Below are 24,200 nucleotides of genomic sequence, written 5' to 3' on the forward strand. Positions count from 1 at the left end.
TAAAAAAATAGTTTTTTTTTCTTGACTTAGTAAAAAAAACGTTCGTACCTTTGCAGTGCGAAATAAGCGGGAGTAGCTCAGTTGGTAGAGCGCAACCTTGCCAAGGTTGAGGTCGCGAGTTCGAGACTCGTCTCCCGCTCAAGCGGCAATCACGTTGTCGCTTTCGTTTTTGTGCCGAGGTGGTGGAACAGGTAGACACGCAGGACTTAAAATCCTGTCGCCAGAAAAAGGCGGTGCGGGTTCGATTCCCGCCCTCGGTACTACGCTAATTAATTGCAACGCTCCATCAGCAAAAAAATCTGGTTAATAAGCGGAAAATTCCTCTTTACGGTATTAACTTGTGGCGTATTATATTTCCAATTAAAAGACTTTCAGTTTTATCAATATTATCAAAATTTTGATATTTCCCTAAGCTATGTGCTTAGTTTGATACTGACTGCTCTTTTGACTGTGGCCAACATAGCCTTGGAAGCCTACAAGTGGTTTATCTTAGCAAGATCAATACATCCAACATTTAGTTGGCAAGACGGTATTCGCGGAACATTACTGGGGCTTTCGGCAGCCATAATAACACCAGGCCGCTTAGGAGAATATTTGGGACGGTTGTGGAATATTCCCAAAGAATTGCGTGCACCGGGATTATTTTTAGTGTTCATAACCAGATTAGCCCAACTTTCTGTAACTATCTGGGGCGTTTTAATATTGTATAACTCAAATCGAGTTCCTAAAGAGCTCCTTTTTATTTTTGAAATAATTCCGGAGTGGCTATTGTTAGCCATAGGAGTTTTTATTGCAGGACTTTATTCTGCAATAGTATTAAGGCCAGATTTTTTTGTTAAAGCTACCAGCTATTTAACCCAAAAGTATCGGGATTTTATTTACCTCATAGTGGTTATTCCCAAGAGATTTTTTTTAATTAATTTTTGGGCATCTTGTCTCCGATATATTGTTTTTTTACTGCAATATTGGCTACTCTTCGATGATACAGGGGATGTTAGCCTACTGGATTTATCTACTTGTGTTTCTTTAGTTTTTTTTATTAAATCAATTATTCCGAGTATTGCAGTTGCAGAGTTGGGGGTTCGTGGCTCTATTGCTTTGTGGGTTTTAGCACCTACGGGTATATCTGCCGGGTCAATTCTATCTGTTACTGCACTGATTTATTTAATCAATCAAGTTTTTCCGGCTATAGCTGGCTGGTTTATTGGAGTGCGAATAAAAAAAACGGAGTATTCTAAGTAGAATACTCCGTTGGATAAATAATGATGAGAGAGTTATAGTTTTGATAATAGTTCTTTTTTCTTTTCGTTAAATTCATCTTCAGTCAGAATACCTGCTGCTTTAAGTTCACCTAATTCTTTTAGGGTAGCCATAATAGTTTCGCGGGATTCTTTTGCCGGTGGCGGAGTATTGTTTGAAGCAGGGTTATTGGGATTATTGACCAGATTTTGCTGATTTTGCATCATTTGTTGGGCGAGGTTCATTTGAAGCATCGTTTTCATCATGTCAGAAGATGGGTTATCTCCCGTTTTTTCCATGCCCATACCGGTTTGGAACTGTAAAAACTTGTTTACATCCTGAACATTTTGAGATAAATTTACTTTGTTCATCATATTTTGAAGTTCCATTTCGTTATCCAGCATTTTTTCCTTACGCTTTGTCCGAATCTGCATATTTGCCGAAGACATATTATCAAGTTCTTTTTGAAGTTCTTCGGGAAGTGTGATACTTTCTATGTTAAACTTGGTGATAGTTATCCCCATTCCGGTAAAATCCGCAGCGATGATGGGCAGTAATGTATCCCCGACCGTAAGTGCATTTGCGGCCATATCCAAAACAGAAAGCCCTGATTTAGCGATAGCTGCACTGAATTTGGTAATTAAGGCAGTTCGGAACATCTCGATTATTTCATCAGTTGTGAGGTGGCTATCCGTACCGGCAAATTCTTTAAAGAAAACTCCGGCATCATGTATTCGGAATGCAAAGTCACCAAATGACCGTATGCGTACAGTTTCAAATTCCGGATCTCTAACAATAATTGGCTGCTTAGTGCCCCATTTTTGCTGGGTAAATTGACGGGTGTTTACGAAGTAAACATCTGCTTTAAAGGGAGAGTTAAAGCCGTGTTTCCAAGCTTTTAGGGTGCTTAATATCGGCATATTTCTGGTAATCAGCTCATGGCGGCCGGGCTGAAAAACATCCGCCAAAACCCCTTCATTAATAAATACTACAGCTTGTGATTCACGCACAGTTAGCTGCGCACCCATTTTTATCTCCTTATCTTTGTCCGGAAATTTCCAAACCAAAGTATCCCGTGAGTCATCAACCCATTCGATTACTTCAACAAGTTGCCCCTTAATAAAATCAAAAAGACCCATAATAATAGCTTTTAAAGTTGTGCAAGCAAATTACGCATTTTTACGATTCTCTCGGTGAATTGTTTCAGATATTTTGCCAGAAACTATCTATTTTACGGTTGTTGTTTAAGAAACTATTGATAAAATGTTTCTTTATGTTGTAACTTGCTGCGTTTAAAATTGATATTATGTTAGCGGAAATTCGTTCTCTTGCGGAGTACCAAGAAGCGTGGAAAAATAGCATTCATAATCCGGAAAGTTTTTGGAAAACGGTTGCAGAAAGTTTTTACTGGTTCACACCTTTTACAAAGGTAAAAGAGGGTGATTTTAAGCAAGTTAATATGCAATGGTTTGTGGGAGGCCAAACTAATCTGTGCTATAACTGTATAGATAGGCATTTGCCGGAAAAAGCGAATCAAACAGCGTTAATTGTAGAGCCTAACGACCCGACTACTCCGGCAAAGGTTGTGTCTTATCAAGATCTGTATAACGCAGTATGTATGTTTGCAAATGCCTTAGAGAAGCACGGTATTAAATCGGGCGATAGGGTTTGCTTGTATATGCCAAACGGCTTTGAAGCCGCAGTAGCTATGCTTGCATGCACACGTATCGGGGCTATTCATTCTGTTGTTTTTGGCGGCTTCTCGGCTCGCGCCCTCGCAGACCGTATCCATGACACCGGCAGTGCTATCCTCATTACGGCAGACAGTATATTCAGAGGAAATAAAGAAGTATCCTTAAAAGCCATAGCTGACGAAGCCTGCCAAAGTTGCCCATCTATCCAATCCGTAATTGTGTTAAAACATACCGGAAGCGAAATAAACTGGAATCAGGGCAGAGATATTTGGTGGCATGACTTCATGGAAAATCAACCTTCAACGCATACAGCAGTAGCTATGGATGCTGAAGCTCCATTGTTTATTTTATACACTTCCGGCTCTACCGGTAAACCCAAAGGAATTGTTCACACAACCGGCGGTTATATGGTTTACATTGGCTACACTTTTCGCAATATATTTCAATCACAGCCCCAAGACATTTATTTCTGTACTGCTGATGTAGGTTGGGTTACCGGCCATAGTTATGGAGTCTATGGGCCGTTATTGAATGGTATCACATCCGTTCTTTTTGAAGGTGTACCAACATGGCCAAATGCCGGTAGATTTTGGGAAATTGTAGATAAATTCAAGATAAATATCTTATACACAGCGCCAACAGCTATACGGGCTTTGGAGGCTTTTGGGGCTGAATGGCCGGCTAAATATTCCTTAGCATCGTTACGAATATTGGGAACGGTAGGTGAACCTATCAATGTTGAAGCATGGAATTGGTATCATAAGCAAATAGGGAAGGAAAAATGCCCCATCGTAGATACGTGGTGGCAAACCGAAACCGGCGGAATTATGATTAGTAATTTAGCGGGCGTAACCGCCGAAAAACCAACCTTTGCAACGCTTCCTTTTCCGGGCATTGACCCTGTTTTGGTAGATGAAACCGGAAAGGAAATTACCGATACTGTAGCGGAAGGCCGCCTCTGCATCCGAAGTTCTTGGCCAGGAGTAGCCAGAACCACTTGGAGAGACCACGAAAGATTTAAACAAACATATTTTTCTACTTTTCCCGGATTATACTATACCGGAGACGGATGCAGACGGGATGAAGGAAGTTTTTATAGAATTACCGGCAGAGTTGATGACGTAGTGAACGTTTCCGGCCATAGAATTGGCACTGCTGAAGTAGAAAGCGCCCTCGCAGAGCATCCCGCCGTCATTGAATCCGCAGTTGTAGGCTACCCTCACGAAGTAAAAGGACAAGGACTTTACGCATTCGTTATCTGCGAACCACACCATTCTGAATACCCGAACCTAATTCCAGAATGCCAGCAAATAATTACTCAAAAGATTGGCTCTTTTGCGAAATTAGACTTTATTCAAGTGGTGCCGGGTTTACCCAAAACCCGTTCCGGTAAAATTATGCGTAGAATCTTACGTAAAATCGTAGAAGGAGAAACCCAAAATTTTGGCGACACAACCAGCCTCCTTGACCCAACTATCGTCCAACAAATATTAACCGACTACCAAATTATCCGAAACAAACACACTAAACCATGAAATTAGAACACATCGGCATAGCAGTTGCAGATGCCCAAAAATCTATCCCCATCTTTTCAGCATTATTAAATCAAGACCCATATAAAACAGAAGTTGTTGATTCTGAGCATGTAAAAACTGTTTTTTTTCAAACTCAAAACTGTAAGATAGAGTTATTGGAAGCAACAGATGAGCAGTCTGTGATTCATAATTTTATTACAAAACGCGGAGAAGGCTTGCACCACATCGCCTTTGAAGTGCCGGATATTTTAACAGCTATGGAGCAGCTACGCGCAAAAGGAATCCGAACCCTCAATGAACATCCCAAAGCCGGTGCTGATAACAAACTGATATGCTTTTTGCACCCCAAAGACACAAACGGCGTTTTGATAGAATTATGTCAAGAAAAATAAATGGCTAACACTGTTTTTATTACCGGTATCCATACCGGAGCAGGCAAAACCTTAGTAGCAGCAAGTTTAACGTTATTAACCAATGGAACTTACTGGAAACCAATACAAACCGGCCATGAGCAAGATCGCGATGATTCTCTGGTAAAACAGTGGTTGGAGGATACCCAATGCCGGATACATCCCACAGAATACTGTTTTTCTTTGCCAGCAAGCCCAAACATCGCTGCTGCCGCCGAAAGCGCAGAAATATTACCGGAAAAAATTAACGTCCCGAATAATCAATACCAAACATTAATAATCGAAGGAGCCGGCGGGTTTTTGGTGCCACTTAACCAAACTACACTATACGGAGATTGGATAGCTTCTTTAAAAATACCTGTTATCATAGTGATAAACAGTTATTTAGGCTGTATAAATCATACATTACTTACCATAGAAGTTGTTAAAAATCGAATTTCTACCCCAATTGAATTAATTTTTTGTGGGGATTTTCAGCCCGAAGTCATTCAGACAATATCCCATTTTGCCAAGCTACCAGTCATTGGCCAAATTCCTTTTTTAGAAAACCCAACTCCGCAAACCGTTGTCAAAAATAATTGGCTTCAAATACCAACATTTCTCAGCCCGAAAAACCCAATTAATCTATTAACCTGAAGCCACCCCCCTTTCCATATACTGAACCCACAAACGTCTTCCTTAAAAGTATAGATTTTCTCAAATTTAGAGTTGAAAGCAAGCCGTAGAGTTTTAACTTTGCAGCCAAAGAAAAACGCACATGAGTATTAACAAAGTAGTTTCTGGTGCTGATGAAGCCGTTGCAGATATATTTTCTGGTGCTACAATTATGTTGGGCGGTTTTGGCCTGTGTGGTATTCCGGAAAATTGTATTGCCGCATTACTGCGCTTAGGAGTAAATCAACTGACTTGCATTTCTAACAACGCAGGAGTAGATGATTTTGGAATTGGTCTTTTGCTTAAAACACGGCAAGTAAAAAAGATGATTTCCTCTTATGTTGGTGAAAATGAGGAGTTTGAAAGACAACTACTTTCAGGAGAATTAGAAGTTGATTTAACGCCTCAGGGAAATTTAGCGGAGCGGGTGCGGGCTGGCGGGGCAGGTATTCCAGCATTTTTTACTCCGGCAGGCTATGGAACAGAAGTTGCCACGGGCAAAGAAACCCGCGAATACAACGGCAAAATGTATGTGTTAGAAACCGCTTTAACGGCAGATTTTGCATTCGTAAAAGCATGGAAAGGAGATACAGCCGGGAATCTTATCTACAAATATACCGCCCGAAACTTTAACCCGATGATGGCTGCCGCCGGAAAAATTACCATTGCAGAAGTAGAAGAACTTGTGCCGGCAGGAACTCTTGACCCCAATCACATTCATACCCCCGGAATCTATGTGCAGCGAATCTTTCAAGGAACTAACTACGAAAAACGAATAGAACAGCGCACCACCCAAAAATAAACTACTTATGCTTGATAAATTTCAAATAGCCCGCCGTATTGCCTTGGAAATCAAGGATAACACTTATGTAAACTTAGGAATAGGTATTCCAACATTGGTTGCAAATTATATTCCAGCAGGGCTGAACGTCTTTTTACAGTCAGAGAACGGACTTTTAGGTATGGGAGCTTTTCCCAAAGAAGATGCTGTGGATCCGGATTTGATAAACGCAGGTAAACAAACCGTAACTACTTTACCCGGAGCCTCTTTCTTTGATTCTGCCGAAAGTTTCGCTATGATTCGCGGCGGTCACGTGGACCTAACGGTGCTTGGAGCTATGGAAGTTTCAGATACCGGCGATATTGCCAACTGGAAAATTCCCGGCAAAATGGTCAAAGGTATGGGAGGAGCTATGGACTTAGTCGCCTCCGCAAAACATATCATCGTAGCTATGCAACATTGCGACAAAAAAGGTAACTCAAAATTGCTACCACAATGTTCCCTGCCAATTACCGGCTTAAAGTGTGTTAAACGAATCGTATCTGACTTAGCTGTGTTGGATATTATTCCAGAAGGCTTTTTGCTCAAAGAGCGCGCTCCGGGAATTTCAGTAGCAGAAATAAAATCAAAGACAGCCGGCCGCCTGATAATCCCCTCCGAAGATATTCCGGAAATGCAATTTGCTTAAACTCACGAACTTAAATCTATGTCAAAGATATTAATCTCATGCGTTCCTAACTTTAGTGAAGGGCGAAATAAGGCAGTTTTGGATGAAATTGCGCAGTCAATACGTGCAGTATCTGGAGTCAGCCTTTTGCATATAGACCCGGGTGTAAGCACTAACCGAACCGTATTTACCTTTGTCGGAAGCCCTGAAGATGTAATAGAAGCAGCTTTTCAGGCAATCCAAACGGCTTCAACTTTGATTGATATGCGGCTGCATACAGGTGCGCACCCGCGTATGGGCGCAACAGACGTTTGTCCCTTAGTGCCACTATCCGGTATCACTTGGCAAGAATTAGTGCCTTATTCGATACAATTAGCTAAACGGGTAGGAACAGAATTAAATATTCCGGTCTATTTATATGAATATTCGGCTTCTGCCTCTTACCGGAATAACCTCTCGGTTATTCGAGAGGGCGAATACGAAGGCTTTTTTACCAAAATAAAACATCCTGAATGGGCACCGGATTTTGGCCCACTCGAGTTTAACGCAAAAAGCGGTGCTACGGTTATTGGCGTTCGGGAATTTTTGGTTGCTTATAATGTAAACCTAAACACAAAATCTGTGCGTTTAGCAAATTCGGTAGCATTCGATGTTCGTGAAAATGGCAGAGTTCGTACAGTAGATGGGAAACCTACCGGAAAACCCATCATCGGGCCGGACGGAGAGCCGGAACGCATCCCCGGTATGCTGAAACACTGCAAGGGAATTGGCTGGTATGTAGAAGAATACGGAATTGCCCAAGTCTCCATGAACCTGACCAATTTAGGGGAAACTCCTTTACACAAAGCCTTTGAAGCCTGTGAGACTTCAGCCCAACAGCGTGGTCTAAGGGTTACCGGCTCAGAAATAGTGGGTCTCGTACCCCAAAAGTGCTTGATAGAAGCCGGTAGATATTTTTTGGAACGGCAAGGCCGTAGTACCGGAATCCCTGAAAATGATCTCATTGAAATAGCAGTTAAATCACTGGGATTAAATGAACTATCACCATTTGTAGTGCCAGAACGGGTGATTGAATATGCTGCATTTAAGTCAGCTAATTCATTGGTAGCATTGACGGTATCTGATTTTGTGCATGAGGTATCCCGAGAATCTCCGGCACCGGGCGGTGGATCTGTTTCCGCCTTGATAGGTTCATTGGGAGCAGCGTTGGGAGCTATGGTTGCTAATCTTTCTGCCGGAAAGCGCGGCTGGGAAGATAAATTGCTGAAATTCAGTGATATATCAAGTGAGTTACAGCTTATTAAGCAATCATTGTTAGAAACTGTTGACCAAGATACAGATGCTTTCAAAGCTGTTATGGATGCTTTTTCGTTACCTAAGTCTTCGGAATCAGAAAAAAAAGATAGACAGCAGGCTATTCAAAAAGCAAATTTAGAGGCTGCTCTTGTACCTTTTCGGGCAATGCAAACAGCAATAGCACTTTACCCACCATTGATAGAACTCATACAAAATGGGAATCCGAGTTCTGTAACAGATGCGTTGGTGGGTGCGTTATGCGCATATACTTGCGTTTATGGATGCGCCTATAATGTGCAGATAAATCTACAAAGCATTGATGATAAGGAAATAACTAAAGATTTAATCTCCAAAGTAACTGCTTTAAAAGCAGAATCTCTAAAAAACTTGAACCAAATAGAGCTATTGGCAAACGAAAAGCTACCTTAAAACCGTTGTATCTGCGTAGAAGGGTTCTCCGGCTTGGAATTTTATAGGAAGTTGGATATGCGAATAAGGTTTCTGCTGTTTTGGGGCATCTTTTTACCACTGTTTAGTATTGGGCAAGTTCGTCTTTTGCGGTTTGTTCCCGGAAGCTATCGTGCAGATAACCTGCACCTTATAGAATTGTATAATTACGGAAATTCGGCTGTTTCTATAGGAGGCTGGCTGATTGTAACCAGAGATTATTCGGTACGTATCCCGCTGAAAGCCAATATTCAAGCTAAACAAGTTTATAGAATTGGGAAAAAGCAGCAATATGAAAAGTTGCACTTAGAGCTGTCTTCGGCGGCTGATTTTTTGATTCGGATGTATAGCAAAAAAGTGGAAGGCAACTATGTTATTGTTTTTGACCATGCTATGCGAATTATGGATGCTTTCTATTATAGTTGGATTCCAGAAGTGCCTTTTTTGCCGGATTCCGGAATTTGTATTTTAGCGAATCAAGATATTATTCACTTTAATATACCTACCGAAAAAAATCCTGTTTGGAAATATTTCTCAATAGGAGACGACCCTGCCATTGGCTTTGCACAACAAAATGGTAAATGGAGGCCAATTAGTTCAAATATCCATAAAACACATCAGAGCGTTGGTTTTGGAAACTTTTCGGGAAGATACAAGGGAAAGCAAGTAGAACTCCGCTTTGATACCCAATACGAAGATAACCCGCAAATAATTACTATACAGCGCAGTACAGACCAAGAGCATTTTAAGGATATTGCTACGATAACTCCAACAGGTAGTAATCGATCTAATCAAGAATATTTATATTTAGATTCAGAAATTGCCTACAACAAACTGTATTATTATCGGATTAAGGCTGTGGGGATACCCGGACAAGAGGTTTACTCTAAAACGGTTGAGGTTCAGACCAAAGAAATTTCTCTTGAATTTTGGATGGATATTTTTCCCGATACACCACATACCGGACAAGGATTTAACCTCAGAATTTACTCAGCATATTCACAATATATCAGGGTTATTTTGCTGGATACAACTATGCGAGATAGACTAACAGTGTATTCTAACTATATCAATGCAGAATCACAGCTACTTATCCAAGTGCTGAAAAATATCCCTGCCGGCACTTATTGGATATTGGCTACAACTGACCGTATCCGCTACCGAAAGAAGATAGTTATACAATAACTATCAAAATAGTTAGAGCAAAAAGGTGGCTATTACTTTAACTGCCACAACGGGAACGGTAGCCCAAAGCATTGAAAATCCATAGTTTTGATTGCGAAAAGCTGCCCAGCCCGTAATTTGGCTGATGATAAAAGCAACGATGCAAGCTAAACCAGAAACAAATGGCATTAATGAAATTCCCCTAAAGGCATCTAACCAGTATAAAGGCGGAAAATCAATGGAACTGTGAAGCGATAGAAATGTATTTGCTAACATAAATATCAAAACTCCTAAAGCTATATAGCGAATCATAAAAAATATTTTTTTGTTTGTACGTATTGTTAGGAAATTTGTTTCATACTAATGTTATTCTACGTGTTTTTTTAAATACGTAGAATAACATTAGTAAATAACCAATAATCCGCTATATCTCGCAGATGAATAAAAAAATATTCATTTAAATAAAAATATTTTGTAAAATTGTGTGCGGAGTAATTGATAAATTAGATTAGTTATGACACTAAGGGTTTTATATTTTTGGGGATTTATTTTAAGTATAAATTTGGTTTCGGCACAGATTACCATTACGAGCAGTGATTTTCCGGAGGCTGGTTTTACCTATATTGTGGTTGCAGATACCACTACTCAGGTTTCTATAGGTTCACCTGCAGCCACTGCTCAATCTTGGAATTTTACTAATCTTTTAAACCATTATCAAAAAGTCCCTACGTATGATAGCACCCAAAAGACTCCTTATGCAGGTTTATTTCCCACATCGGATTTATATACATACGGCCCGGCTATTTTGTATAGCGGCTTTTATGGAAGCGCACCCGTTGGTACTCAGGGTATAAATAACGGATATGTATTTTGGCGTAGAGACAACACAGGCTTTTGGGTTGAAGGATTCCGCGCAGACGGCGGCCCATACGCAGGCAGAAACGTTTATTACACCCCCCATGAATTATTGATTGGTACACCTTCTACATATAATAGTAATTATCAGAACTTTAGCAGATGGCAATTGTTCTTAAACGATGTGCCTACAAATATGGATACGCTCTACGTTTGTTCAACTACCAAAACGCTTACCACAGATGCCTTTGGTAGCCTTACTACACCCTTAGGTTCCTATTCAGACGTTGTGCGTGTGCATGAGCACGTTATCAAAGTAGATAGTATTTATGCATATCAAAATGGGAATTTATTGTATGGCGTTGAAGCTATTCGAGATACGTTAAATAACTACCTATTTTTAACAAACTCAATTTCGTATCCAGCTTGTATCGTTCATGCAGATAAAAATAACCACATAAAGTTTACAGAATACGTAAGATCCAAAATATTGACATCAAACGAAACGCTGTTAGAGTCAAATACTTACACTGCCCAAGTATTTCCGAATCCTGCTCAAAACAAAGTTTCAATAGTTATGCCGGCAGGATTTTTATCTGATCATCAATCTTGCCAATTATCTGTTTATGACATAACCGGTAAGTGTGTTCGTGATGTTATTCAGGCAGAATCACTTTTTTATGTGAATGATTTACCGGACGGCTTGTATTCCTTTAAGGCTGTTAATTCTAAAAACCAGCAACTTATCGGTAAGTTTATTATTTCTAACTAAGTTATTTCGTTGTAGGGTTATTTAAAATACGATTTTAGCGGTTCTAAATCCGGAGGGTGTAGCCTAAATCGTTTTTGTTCAAGCAGTAATAAAACTTCCGAAAGTCTTTTTAAAAATGGGAGGGCTAATAAGTAAAGTTCGTTATTACCGTCATTGAGGTCTCCGTCACTATCGGCAAAAATTGTTGCGCTGAGCATAAATTCTACATTATGGTTAAAATCAGCAATATAGGCAACGTCAGTAGCAAATCCCCAAGCAATTCCTACTTTGTTGAAAGAGCGAACGTTTGAATCCACCTGTGAAGTAATGCCTCCATATAAAAAATACTTCATAAAGCCTGAAGGATACCTTAGGCTGTCTTGATAATTTGGAAATAATGATTCCTTGGGATACATTCCCATATATTTTCGGAGAAAGTCATAATCATCTTCTGATATTTGAAATCGTTGGCTATCAGGCATACAATTTGGCAACATAATAGCTATCAGGATTTTATGTAAGTCCGGTAAACTTATTGAGGTATGATATTCTACCGGATAAGTTCTGACCGAAGTTACTTTAGTTTTGGGATTAATAGTAGAAACCGGAAAGTCTTTAAACCGGTTTCTGAAAATATTCGGGTTTTTTTGTCTTGGTTGGTAGCATAAAGTAGAATCTCCTTGTTTAAAAATTACGGCATTTGTTTCTCTATTTTGTTCGGTAGAGCATAGATGATATAAACGGTGTAAAAGTCGGGCACTTAAAAAACCTTTTGCCCAAAGGGACTCGTTTAATTTTTGCTGACCAAGCAGTTCATAGAGTCTGTCGTAGGCTTCATTATCGCTAACGAGCAGGATTTTTTTGATATAATTAGCAATAGAAGGCTTGTAGCTTAGCGTAGTAGTATCTATGGTTGCCGAAGTTTGGCAAGTACCTTGAGCGATATGCTGAACCTCTGTAAACTTATTTACACCAAGAGTTTCTAAATTCTTAATGTATTCAAGGGCTAATGCACAAGCCGGAAGTTTAACAGTACTTGCCGGATAGAAGTATGAACCCGTATCTACTTGATAAGAATAATGGCGCAAATGAGGTGTTTGGTCTTCGTCCCTATCAATTTGTGTATAAATAATTTGAATTTTAAATCGTTTTGGATTTTGCCAAATAGCTCGGTATTCCGGTAATAAGTTTTGAAGAGTAGAATCGAGCCATTTTGAAGTACCAAACATAGTTTGCTCTGCAAAGTACGCAGTAGTTTGAGCTTCAGTAGAAAAAGAAACTATTAAGAGAACTATTAAATATAAATATCTCATAAATAGGTTCATGGTTAGGTTTATTCTGGATGATACACCTTGGAGGTAGATTTTAGCAGTTCTTCTTTATTTAATACAAGTTGTCCATAGGCGGCTTCGGCATCTGTTTTAGCAAAAATATCTGGAATACCCCATTCGTCCCGAATAATTTCAATATTTTGTGTATCAATTGTTTGGCTATACAAAAAATCATAAACAATGCTTAGACACAAGAAAACAAAAAAAACTTTGGTCATGATTTTTCGGTAAATTTATGTGTTTACTGTGCGTTGTAAACGGTTATTTTTCCTCGACTGGTTGTTAGTTTTAGGGTTTTGCCCCCGCCATTTAACTTACCGTCTAAGAGTTTATAGCTGATATTTCCCTCAAACTTTACGTTTCGAAAGTCATATAAGATATTGTCTGCTGAGGAAAAATTACAATTATATCCTACGTATTTAGGTATTGAAAGAGTAACGTTTGCAGACTTAGAGGTGATTTCTACCGGTATTTCACCGCTTAGGTTCACTTGAATTTCTCCTTTTCCGGCAATAATTTCGAGTTTACCATCTAAAAGGTTTAAGTCCATATCAGAATTATCGGTGATAAACTTAAATGCAGCCGAGCAGCCTTTTACCGTAATTTTGGAAGACTTTGAATTAACGGTAATCATACCGCTTTTGATATTTTCCAACAAAACATCTTTATGATTGGTTTTGAGAGAAATATCGTTTTTCAAGTTTTTGATACTCAGCGGAGAAGCGTCAGAGGTGATGTCCAACGATATTTTTTCCGGTAAACTTATTTCGTATAGGTATTCAAAGTTGCTGTTAGTTTGTTCAATCAGCAGGGTTTCGTTTGTGAAATCTTGTTTGATGTTAGGTTCTCTTTCAAAGTCTGCTAATTTTTTTTCATTTGGGACTATCAGCGTTACCCTAACGTAGGCATAATCATCGGGAGAATCTGAAATGGAATATTTTCCGTTTAGGGTTTTGAAAATGACTTGCCTTACTTCTTTGCGGGTATGTCTAAAATCAACGATGCGCTTGGTAATATCTTTTGCGAAAGCGGGTATGCTGATAAGGAGGGATAAAGCGATAACTATATAGGTAGGCATGGTACTGATATTTTAGATTTTTAGACATCGAGGCGTGCGTAACGGGCATTTTGTTCTATAAAATCTCTTCTCAGTGGAACGTCATCGCCCATAAGCATCGAGAATAGATAGTCAGCTTCGGCGGCACTTTCGATACTTACTTGTTGCAGTGTCCTGTATTCTGGGTTCATGGTGGTACTCCAGAGTTGTTCGGGGTTCATTTCTCCGAGACCTTTGTATCGTTGCACATTAACTTTGGTTTCGTCTCCTCCGCTGATACGTTTAATAGCGGCGGTACGCTCTTCTTCGTTCCAGCAATAGACTTCTTCTTTACCTTTTTTGACTAAGTATAGAGGTGGTAAAGCGATGTAAACGTGCCCGGCTTCTACTAAAAATTTCATATATCGGTAGAAAAATGTTAGTAACAGGGTTCTGATGTGTGATCCGTCAACGTCAGCATCAGTCATAATGATGACTTTATGGTATCGAAGTTTGGATAAGTCGGGCTCGTCATTAGTGCCGATTCCGCTGATACCCAAGGCGATAACCATATTTTTGATTTCTTCATTTTCGTAGATTCTGGTAGGGTGTGCTTTTTCTACGTTTAGTATTTTTCCGCGTAGGGGTAAGATAGCTTGGAATCGTCTATCGCGGCCTTGTTTTGCGGATCCGCCGGCGGAATCTCCTTCAACGAGATAGACTTCACAAAGTTGTGGGTCGGTAAAGGAGCAGTCGGCTAATTTTCCGGGTAAGCCTCCGCCTGTCATGGCACTTTTTCGTTGCACCATTTCGCGGGCTTTTTTGGCCGCATTTCGCGCTTCCGCTGCCAAAACTACCTTGTTTATGATTTTTTTAGCTATCGCCGGATTTTCATCTAAATAATATGCAAGTTGCTTATTGATAATAGATTCTACAATGCCAGCTACTTCTCCATTTCCCAATTTTGTTTTGGTTTGTCCTTCAAACTGGGGTTCCATTACTTTGATGGAAATGATAGCCGTCAGACCTTCTCGAAAGTCATCTCCGGTAATTTCAAACTTTAATTTATTGGTTAGGCCGGATTTATCAGCGTAGGATTTTAAGGTTCTGGTAAGTGCTTTTTTAAAGCCCATGACGTGGGTTCCACCCTCATGGGTGTTGATATTGTTTACATAAGAATGTATGTTTTCGTTATAGGAAGTGTTATATTGGATAGCGATTTCAACGGGTGTTGTTTGGCTTTCATCTACGCCGGCAATATAGATTGGGGGGCTATGCAGCGGGTCTCTATTTTGGTCTAAGAATTTGACGAACTCGGATATTCCGCCCTCAGAATAAAATACTTTTGTTAAAAATCTGGAGAATAGGTTATTGTCTTCTTTAATTTCTTCTCGTTCGTCAACGAGGGTAATTTTGATACCTTTATTGAGGTAGGCGAGTTCTCGCAATCTGGAAGCTAAGGTTTCAAAGCGATATTCGGTAGCGGTAAAGATAGAGGTATCAGGCCAGAATCGGGTTTCTGTACCGCGTAGAGTAGTTTCTCCAATTTGTTTGACCGGTTCTTCGGGTACTCCACCGTGATAAGTTTGCGTGTGTATTTTTCCTTCTCGATAGACTTTCACGATGCAGGTTGATGATAAGGCATTTACGCAGGATACCCCTACTCCGTGTAGCCCACCGGAAACTTTGTAGGTACTTTTATCAAACTTGCCGCCGGCATGTAAAATGGTCATAACTACTTCTAAGGCGGATTTATTTTCTTTGGGGTGAATGTCTGTGGGTATTCCGCGTCCGTTGTCTTTAACAGTTATTGAATTGTCGGGGTGTATCGTAACAAAGATGTCTGTACAATAGCCGGCCATGGCTTCGTCTATGGAGTTATCTACTACTTCATAAACTAAGTGATGTAGCCCTCTAACGCCAATATCTCCGATATACATCGCTGGGCGTTTCCGAACGGCCTCTAAACCTTCTAAAACCTGAATATTACTTGCGGTGTAATTCGAATTTAGATTAGTCTGGTCATTAACTGTTTCTATTTTGTCCATTTATATTGATTTTCTTTTTTGATAATTAGGAAGTTATCCTACATTTATTAGAATAAACCGTAAATCCTTATAGGGATCACACCGCGAAGTTACGCAAAAAGATGATGAGAATCATCCTTGATTGGCTATACATAGCATTCGTTTAGATAGCTTTGATATTTTTAGATAAACTACTGTTTATTTTGGGGTTGGTTACTTTATTTTTTAGGTTTTTTACATCAAAAGGATTTTATCTACCTTTGCGAGGCTTTTTAGATATATAATTGATATTGGCTTCAACTAAATTTGTACGGTTTTATTCAGTAGTTAGTTTTATTGTGTGCTGTGTAGTAATGAGTAGCTGTAATAAGTTTATGGCAAGTTTATTACAATCGCCTGCTGATAAGATATATTCACAAGAAAAGCATACAACTAAGGCACCGGTAATTAAGTATCTTCATTCAGAGGAGGATACAAACGTTTCATTTCTTTCTCGCCGTAAGATAAAGGTTGATGACGAGTTGGCTATTCGCTTTTTAAATATGCCGAGTGAACTTAGCCCAGAAATAAAAGGAACAGAAGCTAAAGAAAGTTATACCGTTGATTTTGAGGGGAATATTAGTTTGCTATTAATTGGAAGGGTTCAGGTAGCAGGGCTAACCTCTATAGAAGTTCGCCAAAAGTTGGAAAAAGCATACGCACATTATTATCGTGACCCGCAGATAGACGTTCGTTTAATAAATCAAAAAGTTTTTTTTATTGGGGAGACTTCCCAAAAAGCGTTTTTACTCCAAAAAGAAAGAACTCATTTAATAGAAGTTTTGGCAGAAGCAGGCGGAATAGTTCCAACGGCTAAGCCCCATAAAATAAAGATTATACGTGGTTCTTATTCTAATCCGGATATTATTTGGGTAGATTTTACCAAGTTAAGCAGTTTAGATGACCCTACGTTGTATATGCAGCCTGGCGATATTGTTTATATTCAAACTAAAGCACTATCAGCTTTTGTGCGCGAAATAGCTCCATTAATGGGAATAATCTCCATAGCTAATTTTTCCCTAAATCTGTATAACTTAATATACTTAATGACCAAACGTAATTAGCCTTATGGAAGGGAATAATCAAGAGATTACTAAGGTAGAGGAAATTAACTTTACTCGGATAGCGACTATTCTGTTACGAGGTAAATGGATTATTATATCTATTCTGCTAACTTGTTTATTGGGGGATTTTATTTACTTGAGATATACGATTCCAAAATATAAGGCATCTTGCAGCATCAATATAGAGGCTGACCCCGACCAAAGTCTGTTTTTTAGCAATAATAATAATAAAATTCAGCGGATTGATTTTCCGGATATCATTAACTCTCGTGGAATTATAGAAACTACAGTACGGGAGCTAAACTTATTTGTTACCTACTATCAGGAAGGGAATGTTGTTAGTTCCGAACTGTATAAACGAAGCCCGTTTATTGTAAAATATGACTCGTCAGCATTTTTGCTGTACAATACTTCCATAATAGTTGATTTTATTGATGAAAATACCTTTAAGTTGTTCGTAGAATCTGATCCTAAAAATCCAATAACCTGTAGTTTTTATAAGAAATGTAACTTTAAAGGAAGTGAGTTTGTTATAGAGCGAGGGCAAATAAAACAAAAACTATCTGGGCATCAATTTAGATTTAAGGTAAATACAGTTGAGCAAATGATTAATTGGATGAAGCAAAACTTTAGCCTTAGTTGGTTTGGTAAAACAGGTACTGGTTATGTTGTTATCTTTACAGATCCTGTTTCAGAACGTGCTATAGATTGCGCCAATAAGGTTTGTGAAGTCTATCTCAGTGAAGAATTGGATATCAAAAGACTCTCTGCAAAACAAACCGTAGATTATATTGATGAACAACTTAATGTAATAAAATCTAATCTAAATCAATCAGAGCAGAAGTTATCTAACTATGAGCTTAAGTATAACGAAGTACAGATACAAGCCAGAAAAGAGCAAATTAATAATGAATTAAAGGAGTTAAACTTAGAAATAGCTCAAATAGATGCTAAAAGAAAAATATTGGATGGCTTATATAAGTACATGGTTGAAAAATTTTCAGTAAACCCTGAGGACTCCATTGTTTTTGCCCCTAACATTGAAAATGTATTTAGCCAAATATTGACTGCAAGTATTTTAAAACTTAACGAGTTATTATCTACTAAATCAAAACTACTCTCTAAGCATACCCATAATAGCCCTATTATTCAACAATTAAACGTTGAACTAGTTGAATTACAGCAACTTATCTATGAGAATATACAAGTTAACTACGCACAAATAGCTGATAGAAAGACATTTGTTCAAAATAGAATTCGCTTATTAGAACAAAGTATTTTTAATTTTCCCACAGCCGATCAACGTAATATTTCAGATGCTAAACGAGAATTTACGATTAATGAGGGGATATATAATTTGTTGCTACAAAAGCGTACTGAATCTTCAATCAGTATGGCAGCTACTGTTTCTAAGAGCAGGATTCTTGATAGGGCCGAGGTGTCTAATGTAGAGTTGGTTTCACCTCTACAAGCACGTACAATCGGACTTTCGATTTCAGCCGGTTTTGTCGCCAGTTTAATAGTTGTTATTCTTCGAGAGCTGTTACGTAAAAATATTTCCTACAAAAGCGAAATTGAAGACAGATTATCTATTCCGATAGTGGGCACAATTATTCGTTCTTCTAAGAATAATCAGTCCACACTTAGTGTGTTAATAGACACTCGTTCAGCATTAACAGAATCGTTTAGGCATCTGCGCTCCAATGTCTTTTCAATTATTAGAGAACCTAAACAAGGATATTGTATCTCTACTACCTCCACGATAAGCGGAGAAGGAAAATCTTTTATTTCTATAAATTTAGCGGCTCTTGCCTCCAATACAGGTAGAAAAGTTTTACTAATAGACTTCGATTTACGTAAACCTCGCTTACATCTGTATTTTAATATAAAGAATGATATTGGAATATCTTCTGTTTTACTTGGTGAACAAACACCAGATGCCGTCATAAAGAGTACAGGCTTTCAAAACTTTGATATGATTACTGCGGGTAGTTTACCACCAAACCCCGCAGAAGTTATTGCTAACGAGAAACTTAAAGACATTATAAATTATTATCGAGAAAAATATGACTATATTTTCTTTGATACTTCGCCGGTTGGTTTAGTAACCGACGCATTAAGCCTACTCAAGATGAGTGATCTCTCCTTATATGTGATACGTTCTGATTACTCTAAGAAAACTTTTTTGAATAATATAGAAACTATTCAAAATGAAAATCAGTTGAAAAACCTTTATATCGTATTTAACTATGTAGATATGGAACACGAAGGTTATGGTTATGGTTATGGTTACAACTATGGTTATGGTTACGGATATTATATTGATTCTGACCATAGGCCGTGGTGGAAAAAAATTATTAAATCAAAATGAGCTGGTTTCAAAACTTATTTAGAAAATCAAAAGATAGCCAATCTTCTTTAAGTTTGGCTATCTTGAAGGTTGATATGCACTCTCATCTACTGCCCGGTATTGATGACGGTTCGCAATCTATAGAAGAATCTATCACTTTAATTCGCGGATTATATGAACTCGGCTACCGCAAGTTAATCACCACCCCTCACGTGATGGCAGACCAGTATCGAAATACACCAGAAATAATCCAAACTAAGTTAGCAGAAGTCCAAGCTAAATTAGCAGACCTTCAAATATCGATTCAGATAGAAGCATCTGCCGAATATATGATTGACGACGGATTTGAGGCTAAGTTAGAAAATAAAGAACTCATTACATTTGGTAATCAGCATATTTTAGTAGAAACTTCTATGATGGTTCAACCGCCTTTTTTTGAGGAAATTATTTTCAAATTAAAAACAAGCGGCTATCGCCCAATATTGGCGCATCCAGAACGATATAATTTTTATTGGCAAGACTTTAAGCAATTTCACCGGCTAAAAGACTTAGGCTTACTACTCCAGCTAAATATCAACTCCTTATCCGGAGTATATGCTCCGTTAGCAGTAAAGGCAGCTAAATATTTAATTCAAAATAATCTTATAGATTTTCTGGGAACAGATACACACCACGAAAGACATTTACAATTAATTTCCAAAACAGTTTTACATCCGGATATACAGCAACTGCTTAATTCCGGGCGGCTACAGAACTATACCTTATGCAACTAAGACGGTTAGCATCTCAAAGTGCTTTATACGGACTTAGTTCTATTATCGGAAGATTAATTAATTGGTTATTAACGCCCTATTTTGTTCACCATTTTTCTTTATCTGACTTTGGTGCATTCTCTGACCTATATGCGTGGATGTTTTATCCCCAAATTTTGCTGACTCTTGGCTTAGAAACCTCTTTCTTTAGATTTTCTCAAAATACTGAATCAGCGGATAAAAATTATGCAAACTCTACGTGGGCAATTTTTCTACTATCCTGTTGTTTCGGAATAGTTATTATTAGTTTTAATCCCTTCATTTCAAAAATATTAGGTTACTCAAGTAACCCTGAGTGGGTTTTGTTGGTAGCTGGAATTATTATCTTAGATTGCTGGGCAGCCTTGCCAATGGCAAAGTTACGTTATGACCAAAAGGCCAAGCAGTTTGTATTTACCTCATTGGTAAGTATCGCTATCACGCTGTTATTAAGTATTTTATTTGTTACTATTTTATCTTGGGGAGTATCTGGTGCGCTGTTGGCAAATCTAATAGCATCTTTGGTACGGTTACTTTGTGCATTGTATCAAAACTTACCTAATCCGTATAAGTTGTCATTAAAAAAAGTGCAGCAATTGGGTTACTACGGTAGTTTTATTATGGTAGCTGGCTTAGTAGGCTCTTTAAATGAAACTTTAGATAGGAATTTGCTGCCGCGCTTATGGAAAACGGGTTGGTATTTCGGCGCAGTGCGTACAGGCTTAGAACTCAATGCAATTTATTCCGCTAATTATAAACTTGGAATGATCATCACATTGGTTTCACAAGCTTTTCGGTATGCAGCAGACCCCATCTTTTTTAAAAATATCCAAAATAAAAATAGCCAAACTTTTCTGGCACGTAGCTTCTTCTACTTTGTATTACTTTGTTTACTTGCATTTTTTATAATTTCCAGCTTCTCTTTTGAAATAGTATCATTTCACTTTTGGGGGCTTACCAGCAAAACCTTACTCCCAAATTCTTATTGGGTAGGAATAAAAGCAATCCCGCTAATATTGTTAGCAAACGTTTTCTTAGCTACTTATTATCAGTTAAGTATCTGGTTTAAAATTACCGGACAGTTACGTTTTGGGTTGTTTTTTGCCATTATAGGTGCGTTAATAACTATCTTCGGAAATGTAGTATTTATTCCTTATTTCGGATTTATAGCCTGCGCATGGGCAACTTTTTTTTGCTACCTAACAATGACAGTCTTATGTTATCTTGTGGGGCAACAATACTATCGGATTCCCTATCCAATTAAGCGAATCTCTGGATACGCCATCCTGCTCATAACCGCTTCCTTATTAAACCAAAAACTTACAACTATTGGCATTTTTAACCTAAATGAATTTATGTTAAAAATGCTAATCTCAATACTTGCAATCAGTATCATAGGAATTATAGAATCCAAAAAACCAATTGCATGGCCTACCTAAAAAGATAGCTTAGGCTTCAAAAAATTATCGGTTTCATACTGCTTAACCTAAAATACTAAGTTTTTGGCATGAAAACCATAAGTTATTAGAAAAACAACCAAACACAGACCGATAAGTCGTAACTTTGCGAACTTTTTTAGCTTTAAAAATGAAGCGGACAAAAATAAAAGAATTGATTCAGAAACAGCCTGCTAATGAAACCCAAACAGTTATGGGCTGGATAAAAACCAAACGGGAGGGAAAAAAATATTCCTTTATTGAACTCAATGACGGATCAACTATTTCCGGGTTGCAGTTGGTTTTAGATAACACTATTTTGGGAGAAGATATACGAAAAAAATTAACAACCGGTGCCTGCATTTCGGCCACCGGTAATATCGTAGCTTCCTCCGGAAAAGAACAAAATATAGAAATGCAACCATCTCATATCGAGATATTTGGGGAGTCAGACCCAGATACTTTTCCCTTACAAAAAAAAGCCCATTCATTGGAATTTCTACGGGAAATAGCCCATTTACGCCCCAAAACCAAAACATTTAGCAGCGTATTACGCTTGCGCCATGCAATGGCATATCAGATTCACCATTTCTTTCACCAAAAAGGATTTTATTATATCCATACCCCCATCATCACCGGCTCTGACTGCGAAGGCGCAGGCGAAATGTTTCAAGTTACTACCCTAAACCTAAATAATATCCCCAAAAATGAACACGGAATTGATTTTTCGGCAGACTTCTTTGGGAAACCTACTCATCTAACCGTTAGCGGACAACTACAAGGAGAGTTAGCTGCAATGGGACTTTCGGAAATCTATACTTTTGGCCCTACTTTTCGGGCAGAAAACTCAAACACAGCCAGACATTTAGCCGAATTTTGGATGATAGAACCAGAAATGGCATTCTATGACCTAAATGACAACATGAACCTTGCCGAAGAACTCTTGAAAAACGTAGTTCAATTTGCACTAAACGAATATCTTGAAGATTTAACCTATCTTTCCGCCCAAACCGCCGAAGAACACCAACCCAAAGACCATTTACTCCAAAAACTGCACGTTGTCTTAGAAAACCCTTTTGAAAGAATTACCTACACGCAGGCAATACAAATACTAACAGACTGTAAACACCCATTTGAATATCCAGTTTTTTGGGGCGCAGACCTGCAATCAGAACATGAACGATATTTAGTAGAGAAACATTTTCAGCGTCCGGTAATTTTAACAGATTATCCTAAGGAAATAAAAGCCTTCTATATGAAGCAAAATGATGACGGAAAAACCGTAAGAGCAATGGATGTACTTTTTCCGGGAATCGGCGAAATAATAGGCGGCTCACAGCGAGAGGAAAATTATACCAAACTCCTGCAACGTATCCGCGAATTAGAATTACCGGAGGCTAATTATTGGTGGTATTTAGATACCCGGCGTTTCGGTGCAGCTCCGCATAGCGGATTCGGCCTCGGCTTTGAACGCTTACTACTATTCATAACAGGAATGACCAATATCCGAGACGTTATCCCCTTTCCAAGAACACCCAAAAACGCCGAATTTTAAACATTATCCACTATTTTTCGTATAAAACCGCAATGACAACAACCTTAGAACAATTCATTGTAGAGCAAGAATATCATACAGAAGATGCAACAGGCTCATTCTCAAAATTATTAAGAGATTTAATGCTTGCCGCTAAGATTATTCATAGAGAAGTAAACTTAGCCGGATTAGCCAATATATTGGGAAGTACCGGCCAAACCAACATCCAAGGAGAACAGGTTACCAAATTGGATGTTTTTGCAAACCACCAACTTATCAGAATGCTCTCTATGGGAGGGCAAGTCTGCGCGCTCGCATCCGAAGAAAATGATGAAGTCATTCTCCTCCCTGACTCACAAGGAAAATATGTTGTACTATTTGACCCACTGGATGGCTCTAGCAACATAGACGTAAGTGCCCCTATCGGAACTATATTTGCCATTTATAGAAGACTAAATCAGGATGCACCCCCAAGTATTGCCGATTGCCTACAACCCGGAAACAAACAAATAGCAGCCGGCTATGTCTTATATGGTTCCAGTACAATTTTGGTCTATGCAACCAAACGCAGCGTTAATGGCTTCACCTTAGACCCATCCTTAGGAGAGTTTTTACTATCTCACCCAAATATTAAATTCCCACAAAACGGAAATACATATTCTGTTAATGAAGGTAACTTTGAACGATTTGAACCCGGCCTAAAATCCTTTTTGCAATATTTAAAACAAGAAGATAAAGCCACTAACCGCCCCTACACAGGCCGGTATATCGGAACATTAGTTGCCGATTTTCACAGAAATCTTATCAAAGGAGGTATTTACATTTATGCCGGACTTACCAAAAACCCAAAAGGGAAATTAAGATTACTATATGAATGCAACCCATTATCCTTTATTGCAGAACAAGCAGGCGGAAAAGCATCCAACGGAAATGACCGTATTATGGATACAATACCCGTTGAACTGCATCAAAGAACCCCAATTTTTATTGGAAATGCACACGATGTAGAACTTGTAGAGCAAATGATGGCTTCCGAAAAGATAGTTTTTTAATTTTTTTCTTTGTGTATCATTGGGTTATGTTTTTTTTTATTATTTTT

Annotated in this window: 21 protein-coding genes and 2 tRNA genes; 17 read left to right on the forward strand and 6 right to left on the reverse strand. The window is 38.6% G+C overall.

Going from position 1 to position 24,200, the window contains the following annotated elements; genetic code table 11:
* The first annotated feature begins 66 nt into the window (after window positions 1–66).
* The 3 genes from LC115_11490 to LC115_11500 all read left to right on the forward strand — a co-directional run bounded on the left by LC115_11490 (window position 67) and on the right by LC115_11500 (window position 1,242).
* A tRNA-Gly gene (locus LC115_11490) sits at window positions 67–139 on the forward strand.
* Between the two features lie 34 nt (window positions 140–173).
* A tRNA-Leu gene (locus LC115_11495) sits at window positions 174–260 on the forward strand.
* A gap of 13 nt (window positions 261–273) precedes the next feature.
* Entirely contained in the window at window positions 274–1,242 is a 969-nt protein-coding gene (locus LC115_11500) for a flippase-like domain-containing protein (GenBank protein ID MCZ2357287.1), read from the forward strand.
* Between the two features lie 32 nt (window positions 1,243–1,274).
* Here LC115_11500 and LC115_11505 read toward each other — a convergent pair whose 3' ends face one another.
* Window positions 1,275–2,378: an SPFH domain-containing protein gene (locus LC115_11505; protein ID MCZ2357288.1), complete on the reverse strand. Its 1,104-nt coding sequence runs from the start codon at window positions 2,376–2,378 to the stop codon at window positions 1,275–1,277.
* A 167-nt stretch (window positions 2,379–2,545) separates the two neighbouring features.
* On the opposite strand from LC115_11505, the gene acs reads away from it, so the two are divergent.
* From acs to LC115_11540, 7 genes are all read left to right on the forward strand, one after another.
* Window positions 2,546–4,468, forward strand: coding sequence for an acetate--CoA ligase (gene acs, locus LC115_11510; GenBank protein ID MCZ2357289.1), 1,923 nt, complete (start codon window positions 2,546–2,548; stop codon window positions 4,466–4,468).
* A complete protein-coding gene (mce, locus tag LC115_11515; protein MCZ2357290.1) occupies window positions 4,465–4,860 on the forward strand; it encodes a methylmalonyl-CoA epimerase in 396 nt (131 codons plus the stop codon). The genes acs and mce overlap by 4 nt, the downstream gene beginning before the upstream one ends.
* On the forward strand, window positions 4,861–5,514 hold the full coding sequence (bioD, locus tag LC115_11520; protein ID MCZ2357291.1) for a dethiobiotin synthase: 654 nt from the start codon (window positions 4,861–4,863) through the stop codon (window positions 5,512–5,514).
* A gap of 121 nt (window positions 5,515–5,635) precedes the next feature.
* Entirely contained in the window at window positions 5,636–6,334 is a 699-nt protein-coding gene (locus LC115_11525) for a CoA transferase subunit A (GenBank protein ID MCZ2357292.1), read from the forward strand.
* A gap of 7 nt (window positions 6,335–6,341) precedes the next feature.
* A complete protein-coding gene (locus LC115_11530) occupies window positions 6,342–7,001 on the forward strand; it encodes a CoA transferase subunit B (protein ID MCZ2357293.1) in 660 nt (219 codons plus the stop codon).
* Between the two features lie 18 nt (window positions 7,002–7,019).
* Window positions 7,020–8,705 carry a glutamate formimidoyltransferase gene (ftcD, locus tag LC115_11535; protein ID MCZ2357294.1) on the forward strand — a complete coding sequence of 562 codons (1,686 nt, stop codon included), beginning with the start codon at window positions 7,020–7,022 and terminating at the stop codon, window positions 8,703–8,705.
* A gap of 57 nt (window positions 8,706–8,762) precedes the next feature.
* On the forward strand, window positions 8,763–9,908 hold the full coding sequence (locus LC115_11540; GenBank protein MCZ2357295.1) for a lamin tail domain-containing protein: 1,146 nt from the start codon (window positions 8,763–8,765) through the stop codon (window positions 9,906–9,908).
* A gap of 12 nt (window positions 9,909–9,920) precedes the next feature.
* Here the strand turns inward: LC115_11540 and LC115_11545 are convergent, their stop codons facing one another.
* The gene (locus LC115_11545) at window positions 9,921–10,199 is read right to left on the reverse strand and encodes a hypothetical protein (GenBank protein ID MCZ2357296.1); all 279 of its coding nucleotides are present in this window, start codon (window positions 10,197–10,199) and stop codon (window positions 9,921–9,923) included.
* 202 nt (window positions 10,200–10,401) lie between these two features.
* Here LC115_11545 and LC115_11550 point away from each other — a divergent pair, with 202 nt between their 5' ends.
* The gene (locus tag LC115_11550) at window positions 10,402–11,514 is read left to right on the forward strand and encodes a T9SS type A sorting domain-containing protein (GenBank protein ID MCZ2357297.1); all 1,113 of its coding nucleotides are present in this window, start codon (window positions 10,402–10,404) and stop codon (window positions 11,512–11,514) included.
* Between the two features lie 17 nt (window positions 11,515–11,531).
* Here LC115_11550 and LC115_11555 read toward each other — a convergent pair whose 3' ends face one another.
* Genes LC115_11555 through gyrB form a run of 4 tightly spaced genes read right to left on the reverse strand, consistent with a single transcriptional unit; the run spans window position 11,532 to window position 15,908 of the window.
* A complete protein-coding gene (locus LC115_11555) occupies window positions 11,532–12,806 on the reverse strand; it encodes a class A beta-lactamase-related serine hydrolase (GenBank protein MCZ2357298.1) in 1,275 nt (424 codons plus the stop codon).
* A gap of 20 nt (window positions 12,807–12,826) precedes the next feature.
* Complete coding sequence (locus tag LC115_11560) at window positions 12,827–13,042, reverse strand: penicillin acylase family protein (GenBank protein MCZ2357299.1); 216 nt, start codon at window positions 13,040–13,042, stop codon at window positions 12,827–12,829.
* Window positions 13,043–13,065: 23 nt separating this feature from the next.
* Window positions 13,066–13,902 (reverse strand): DUF4097 domain-containing protein, encoded by an 837-nt coding sequence (locus LC115_11565; GenBank protein ID MCZ2357300.1) that lies wholly within the window; start codon window positions 13,900–13,902, stop codon window positions 13,066–13,068.
* A 20-nt stretch (window positions 13,903–13,922) separates the two neighbouring features.
* Entirely contained in the window at window positions 13,923–15,908 is a 1,986-nt protein-coding gene (gene gyrB / locus LC115_11570) for a DNA topoisomerase (ATP-hydrolyzing) subunit B (GenBank protein ID MCZ2357301.1), read from the reverse strand.
* A gap of 353 nt (window positions 15,909–16,261) precedes the next feature.
* On the opposite strand from gyrB, the gene LC115_11575 reads away from it, so the two are divergent.
* From LC115_11575 to fbp, 6 genes are all read left to right on the forward strand, one after another.
* Entirely contained in the window at window positions 16,262–16,990 is a 729-nt protein-coding gene (locus LC115_11575) for a polysaccharide biosynthesis/export family protein (GenBank protein ID MCZ2357302.1), read from the forward strand.
* A 4-nt stretch (window positions 16,991–16,994) separates the two neighbouring features.
* Entirely contained in the window at window positions 16,995–19,361 is a 2,367-nt protein-coding gene (locus tag LC115_11580) for a polysaccharide biosynthesis tyrosine autokinase (GenBank protein MCZ2357303.1), read from the forward strand.
* Window positions 19,358–20,113: a hypothetical protein gene (locus LC115_11585; GenBank protein ID MCZ2357304.1), complete on the forward strand. Its 756-nt coding sequence runs from the start codon at window positions 19,358–19,360 to the stop codon at window positions 20,111–20,113. The genes LC115_11580 and LC115_11585 overlap by 4 nt, the downstream gene beginning before the upstream one ends.
* Window positions 20,104–21,570: an oligosaccharide flippase family protein gene (locus tag LC115_11590; GenBank protein MCZ2357305.1), complete on the forward strand. Its 1,467-nt coding sequence runs from the start codon at window positions 20,104–20,106 to the stop codon at window positions 21,568–21,570. Before LC115_11585 ends, LC115_11590 begins: the two co-directional genes overlap by 10 nt.
* Before the next feature lie 148 nt (window positions 21,571–21,718).
* Window positions 21,719–23,122 (forward strand): asparagine--tRNA ligase, encoded by a 1,404-nt coding sequence (gene asnS, locus LC115_11595; protein ID MCZ2357306.1) that lies wholly within the window; start codon window positions 21,719–21,721, stop codon window positions 23,120–23,122.
* Between the two features lie 32 nt (window positions 23,123–23,154).
* On the forward strand, window positions 23,155–24,153 hold the full coding sequence (gene fbp, locus LC115_11600; GenBank protein ID MCZ2357307.1) for a class 1 fructose-bisphosphatase: 999 nt from the start codon (window positions 23,155–23,157) through the stop codon (window positions 24,151–24,153).
* The last annotated feature ends 47 nt before the right edge of the window (window positions 24,154–24,200 follow it).

The sequence above is a fragment of the Bacteroidia bacterium genome, assembly GCA_026932145.1.
In the GTDB taxonomy this organism is placed as follows: Bacteria; Bacteroidota; Bacteroidia; order J057; family JAIXKT01; genus JAIXKT01.

Coding starts and splice junctions, on each gene's coding strand:
- LC115_11505 (MCZ2357288.1), bottom strand. CDS start 2,378: ATGGGTCTTTTTGATTTTATTAAGGGGCAACTTGTTGAAGTAATCGAA.
- acs (MCZ2357289.1), top strand. CDS start 2,546: ATGTTAGCGGAAATTCGTTCTCTTGCGGAGTACCAAGAAGCGTGGAAA.
- mce (MCZ2357290.1), top strand. CDS start 4,465: ATGAAATTAGAACACATCGGCATAGCAGTTGCAGATGCCCAAAAATCT.
- bioD (MCZ2357291.1), top strand. CDS start 4,861: ATGGCTAACACTGTTTTTATTACCGGTATCCATACCGGAGCAGGCAAA.
- LC115_11525 (MCZ2357292.1), top strand. CDS start 5,636: ATGAGTATTAACAAAGTAGTTTCTGGTGCTGATGAAGCCGTTGCAGAT.
- LC115_11530 (MCZ2357293.1), top strand. CDS start 6,342: ATGCTTGATAAATTTCAAATAGCCCGCCGTATTGCCTTGGAAATCAAG.
- ftcD (MCZ2357294.1), top strand. CDS start 7,020: ATGTCAAAGATATTAATCTCATGCGTTCCTAACTTTAGTGAAGGGCGA.
- LC115_11540 (MCZ2357295.1), top strand. CDS start 8,763: ATGCGAATAAGGTTTCTGCTGTTTTGGGGCATCTTTTTACCACTGTTT.
- LC115_11545 (MCZ2357296.1), bottom strand. CDS start 10,199: ATGATTCGCTATATAGCTTTAGGAGTTTTGATATTTATGTTAGCAAAT.
- LC115_11550 (MCZ2357297.1), top strand. CDS start 10,402: ATGACACTAAGGGTTTTATATTTTTGGGGATTTATTTTAAGTATAAAT.
- LC115_11555 (MCZ2357298.1), bottom strand. CDS start 12,806: ATGAGATATTTATATTTAATAGTTCTCTTAATAGTTTCTTTTTCTACT.
- LC115_11560 (MCZ2357299.1), bottom strand. CDS start 13,042: ATGACCAAAGTTTTTTTTGTTTTCTTGTGTCTAAGCATTGTTTATGAT.
- LC115_11565 (MCZ2357300.1), bottom strand. CDS start 13,902: ATGCCTACCTATATAGTTATCGCTTTATCCCTCCTTATCAGCATACCC.
- gyrB (MCZ2357301.1), bottom strand. CDS start 15,908: ATGGACAAAATAGAAACAGTTAATGACCAGACTAATCTAAATTCGAAT.
- LC115_11575 (MCZ2357302.1), top strand. CDS start 16,262: ATGGCAAGTTTATTACAATCGCCTGCTGATAAGATATATTCACAAGAA.
- LC115_11580 (MCZ2357303.1), top strand. CDS start 16,995: ATGGAAGGGAATAATCAAGAGATTACTAAGGTAGAGGAAATTAACTTT.
- LC115_11585 (MCZ2357304.1), top strand. CDS start 19,358: ATGAGCTGGTTTCAAAACTTATTTAGAAAATCAAAAGATAGCCAATCT.
- LC115_11590 (MCZ2357305.1), top strand. CDS start 20,104: ATGCAACTAAGACGGTTAGCATCTCAAAGTGCTTTATACGGACTTAGT.
- asnS (MCZ2357306.1), top strand. CDS start 21,719: ATGAAGCGGACAAAAATAAAAGAATTGATTCAGAAACAGCCTGCTAAT.
- fbp (MCZ2357307.1), top strand. CDS start 23,155: ATGACAACAACCTTAGAACAATTCATTGTAGAGCAAGAATATCATACA.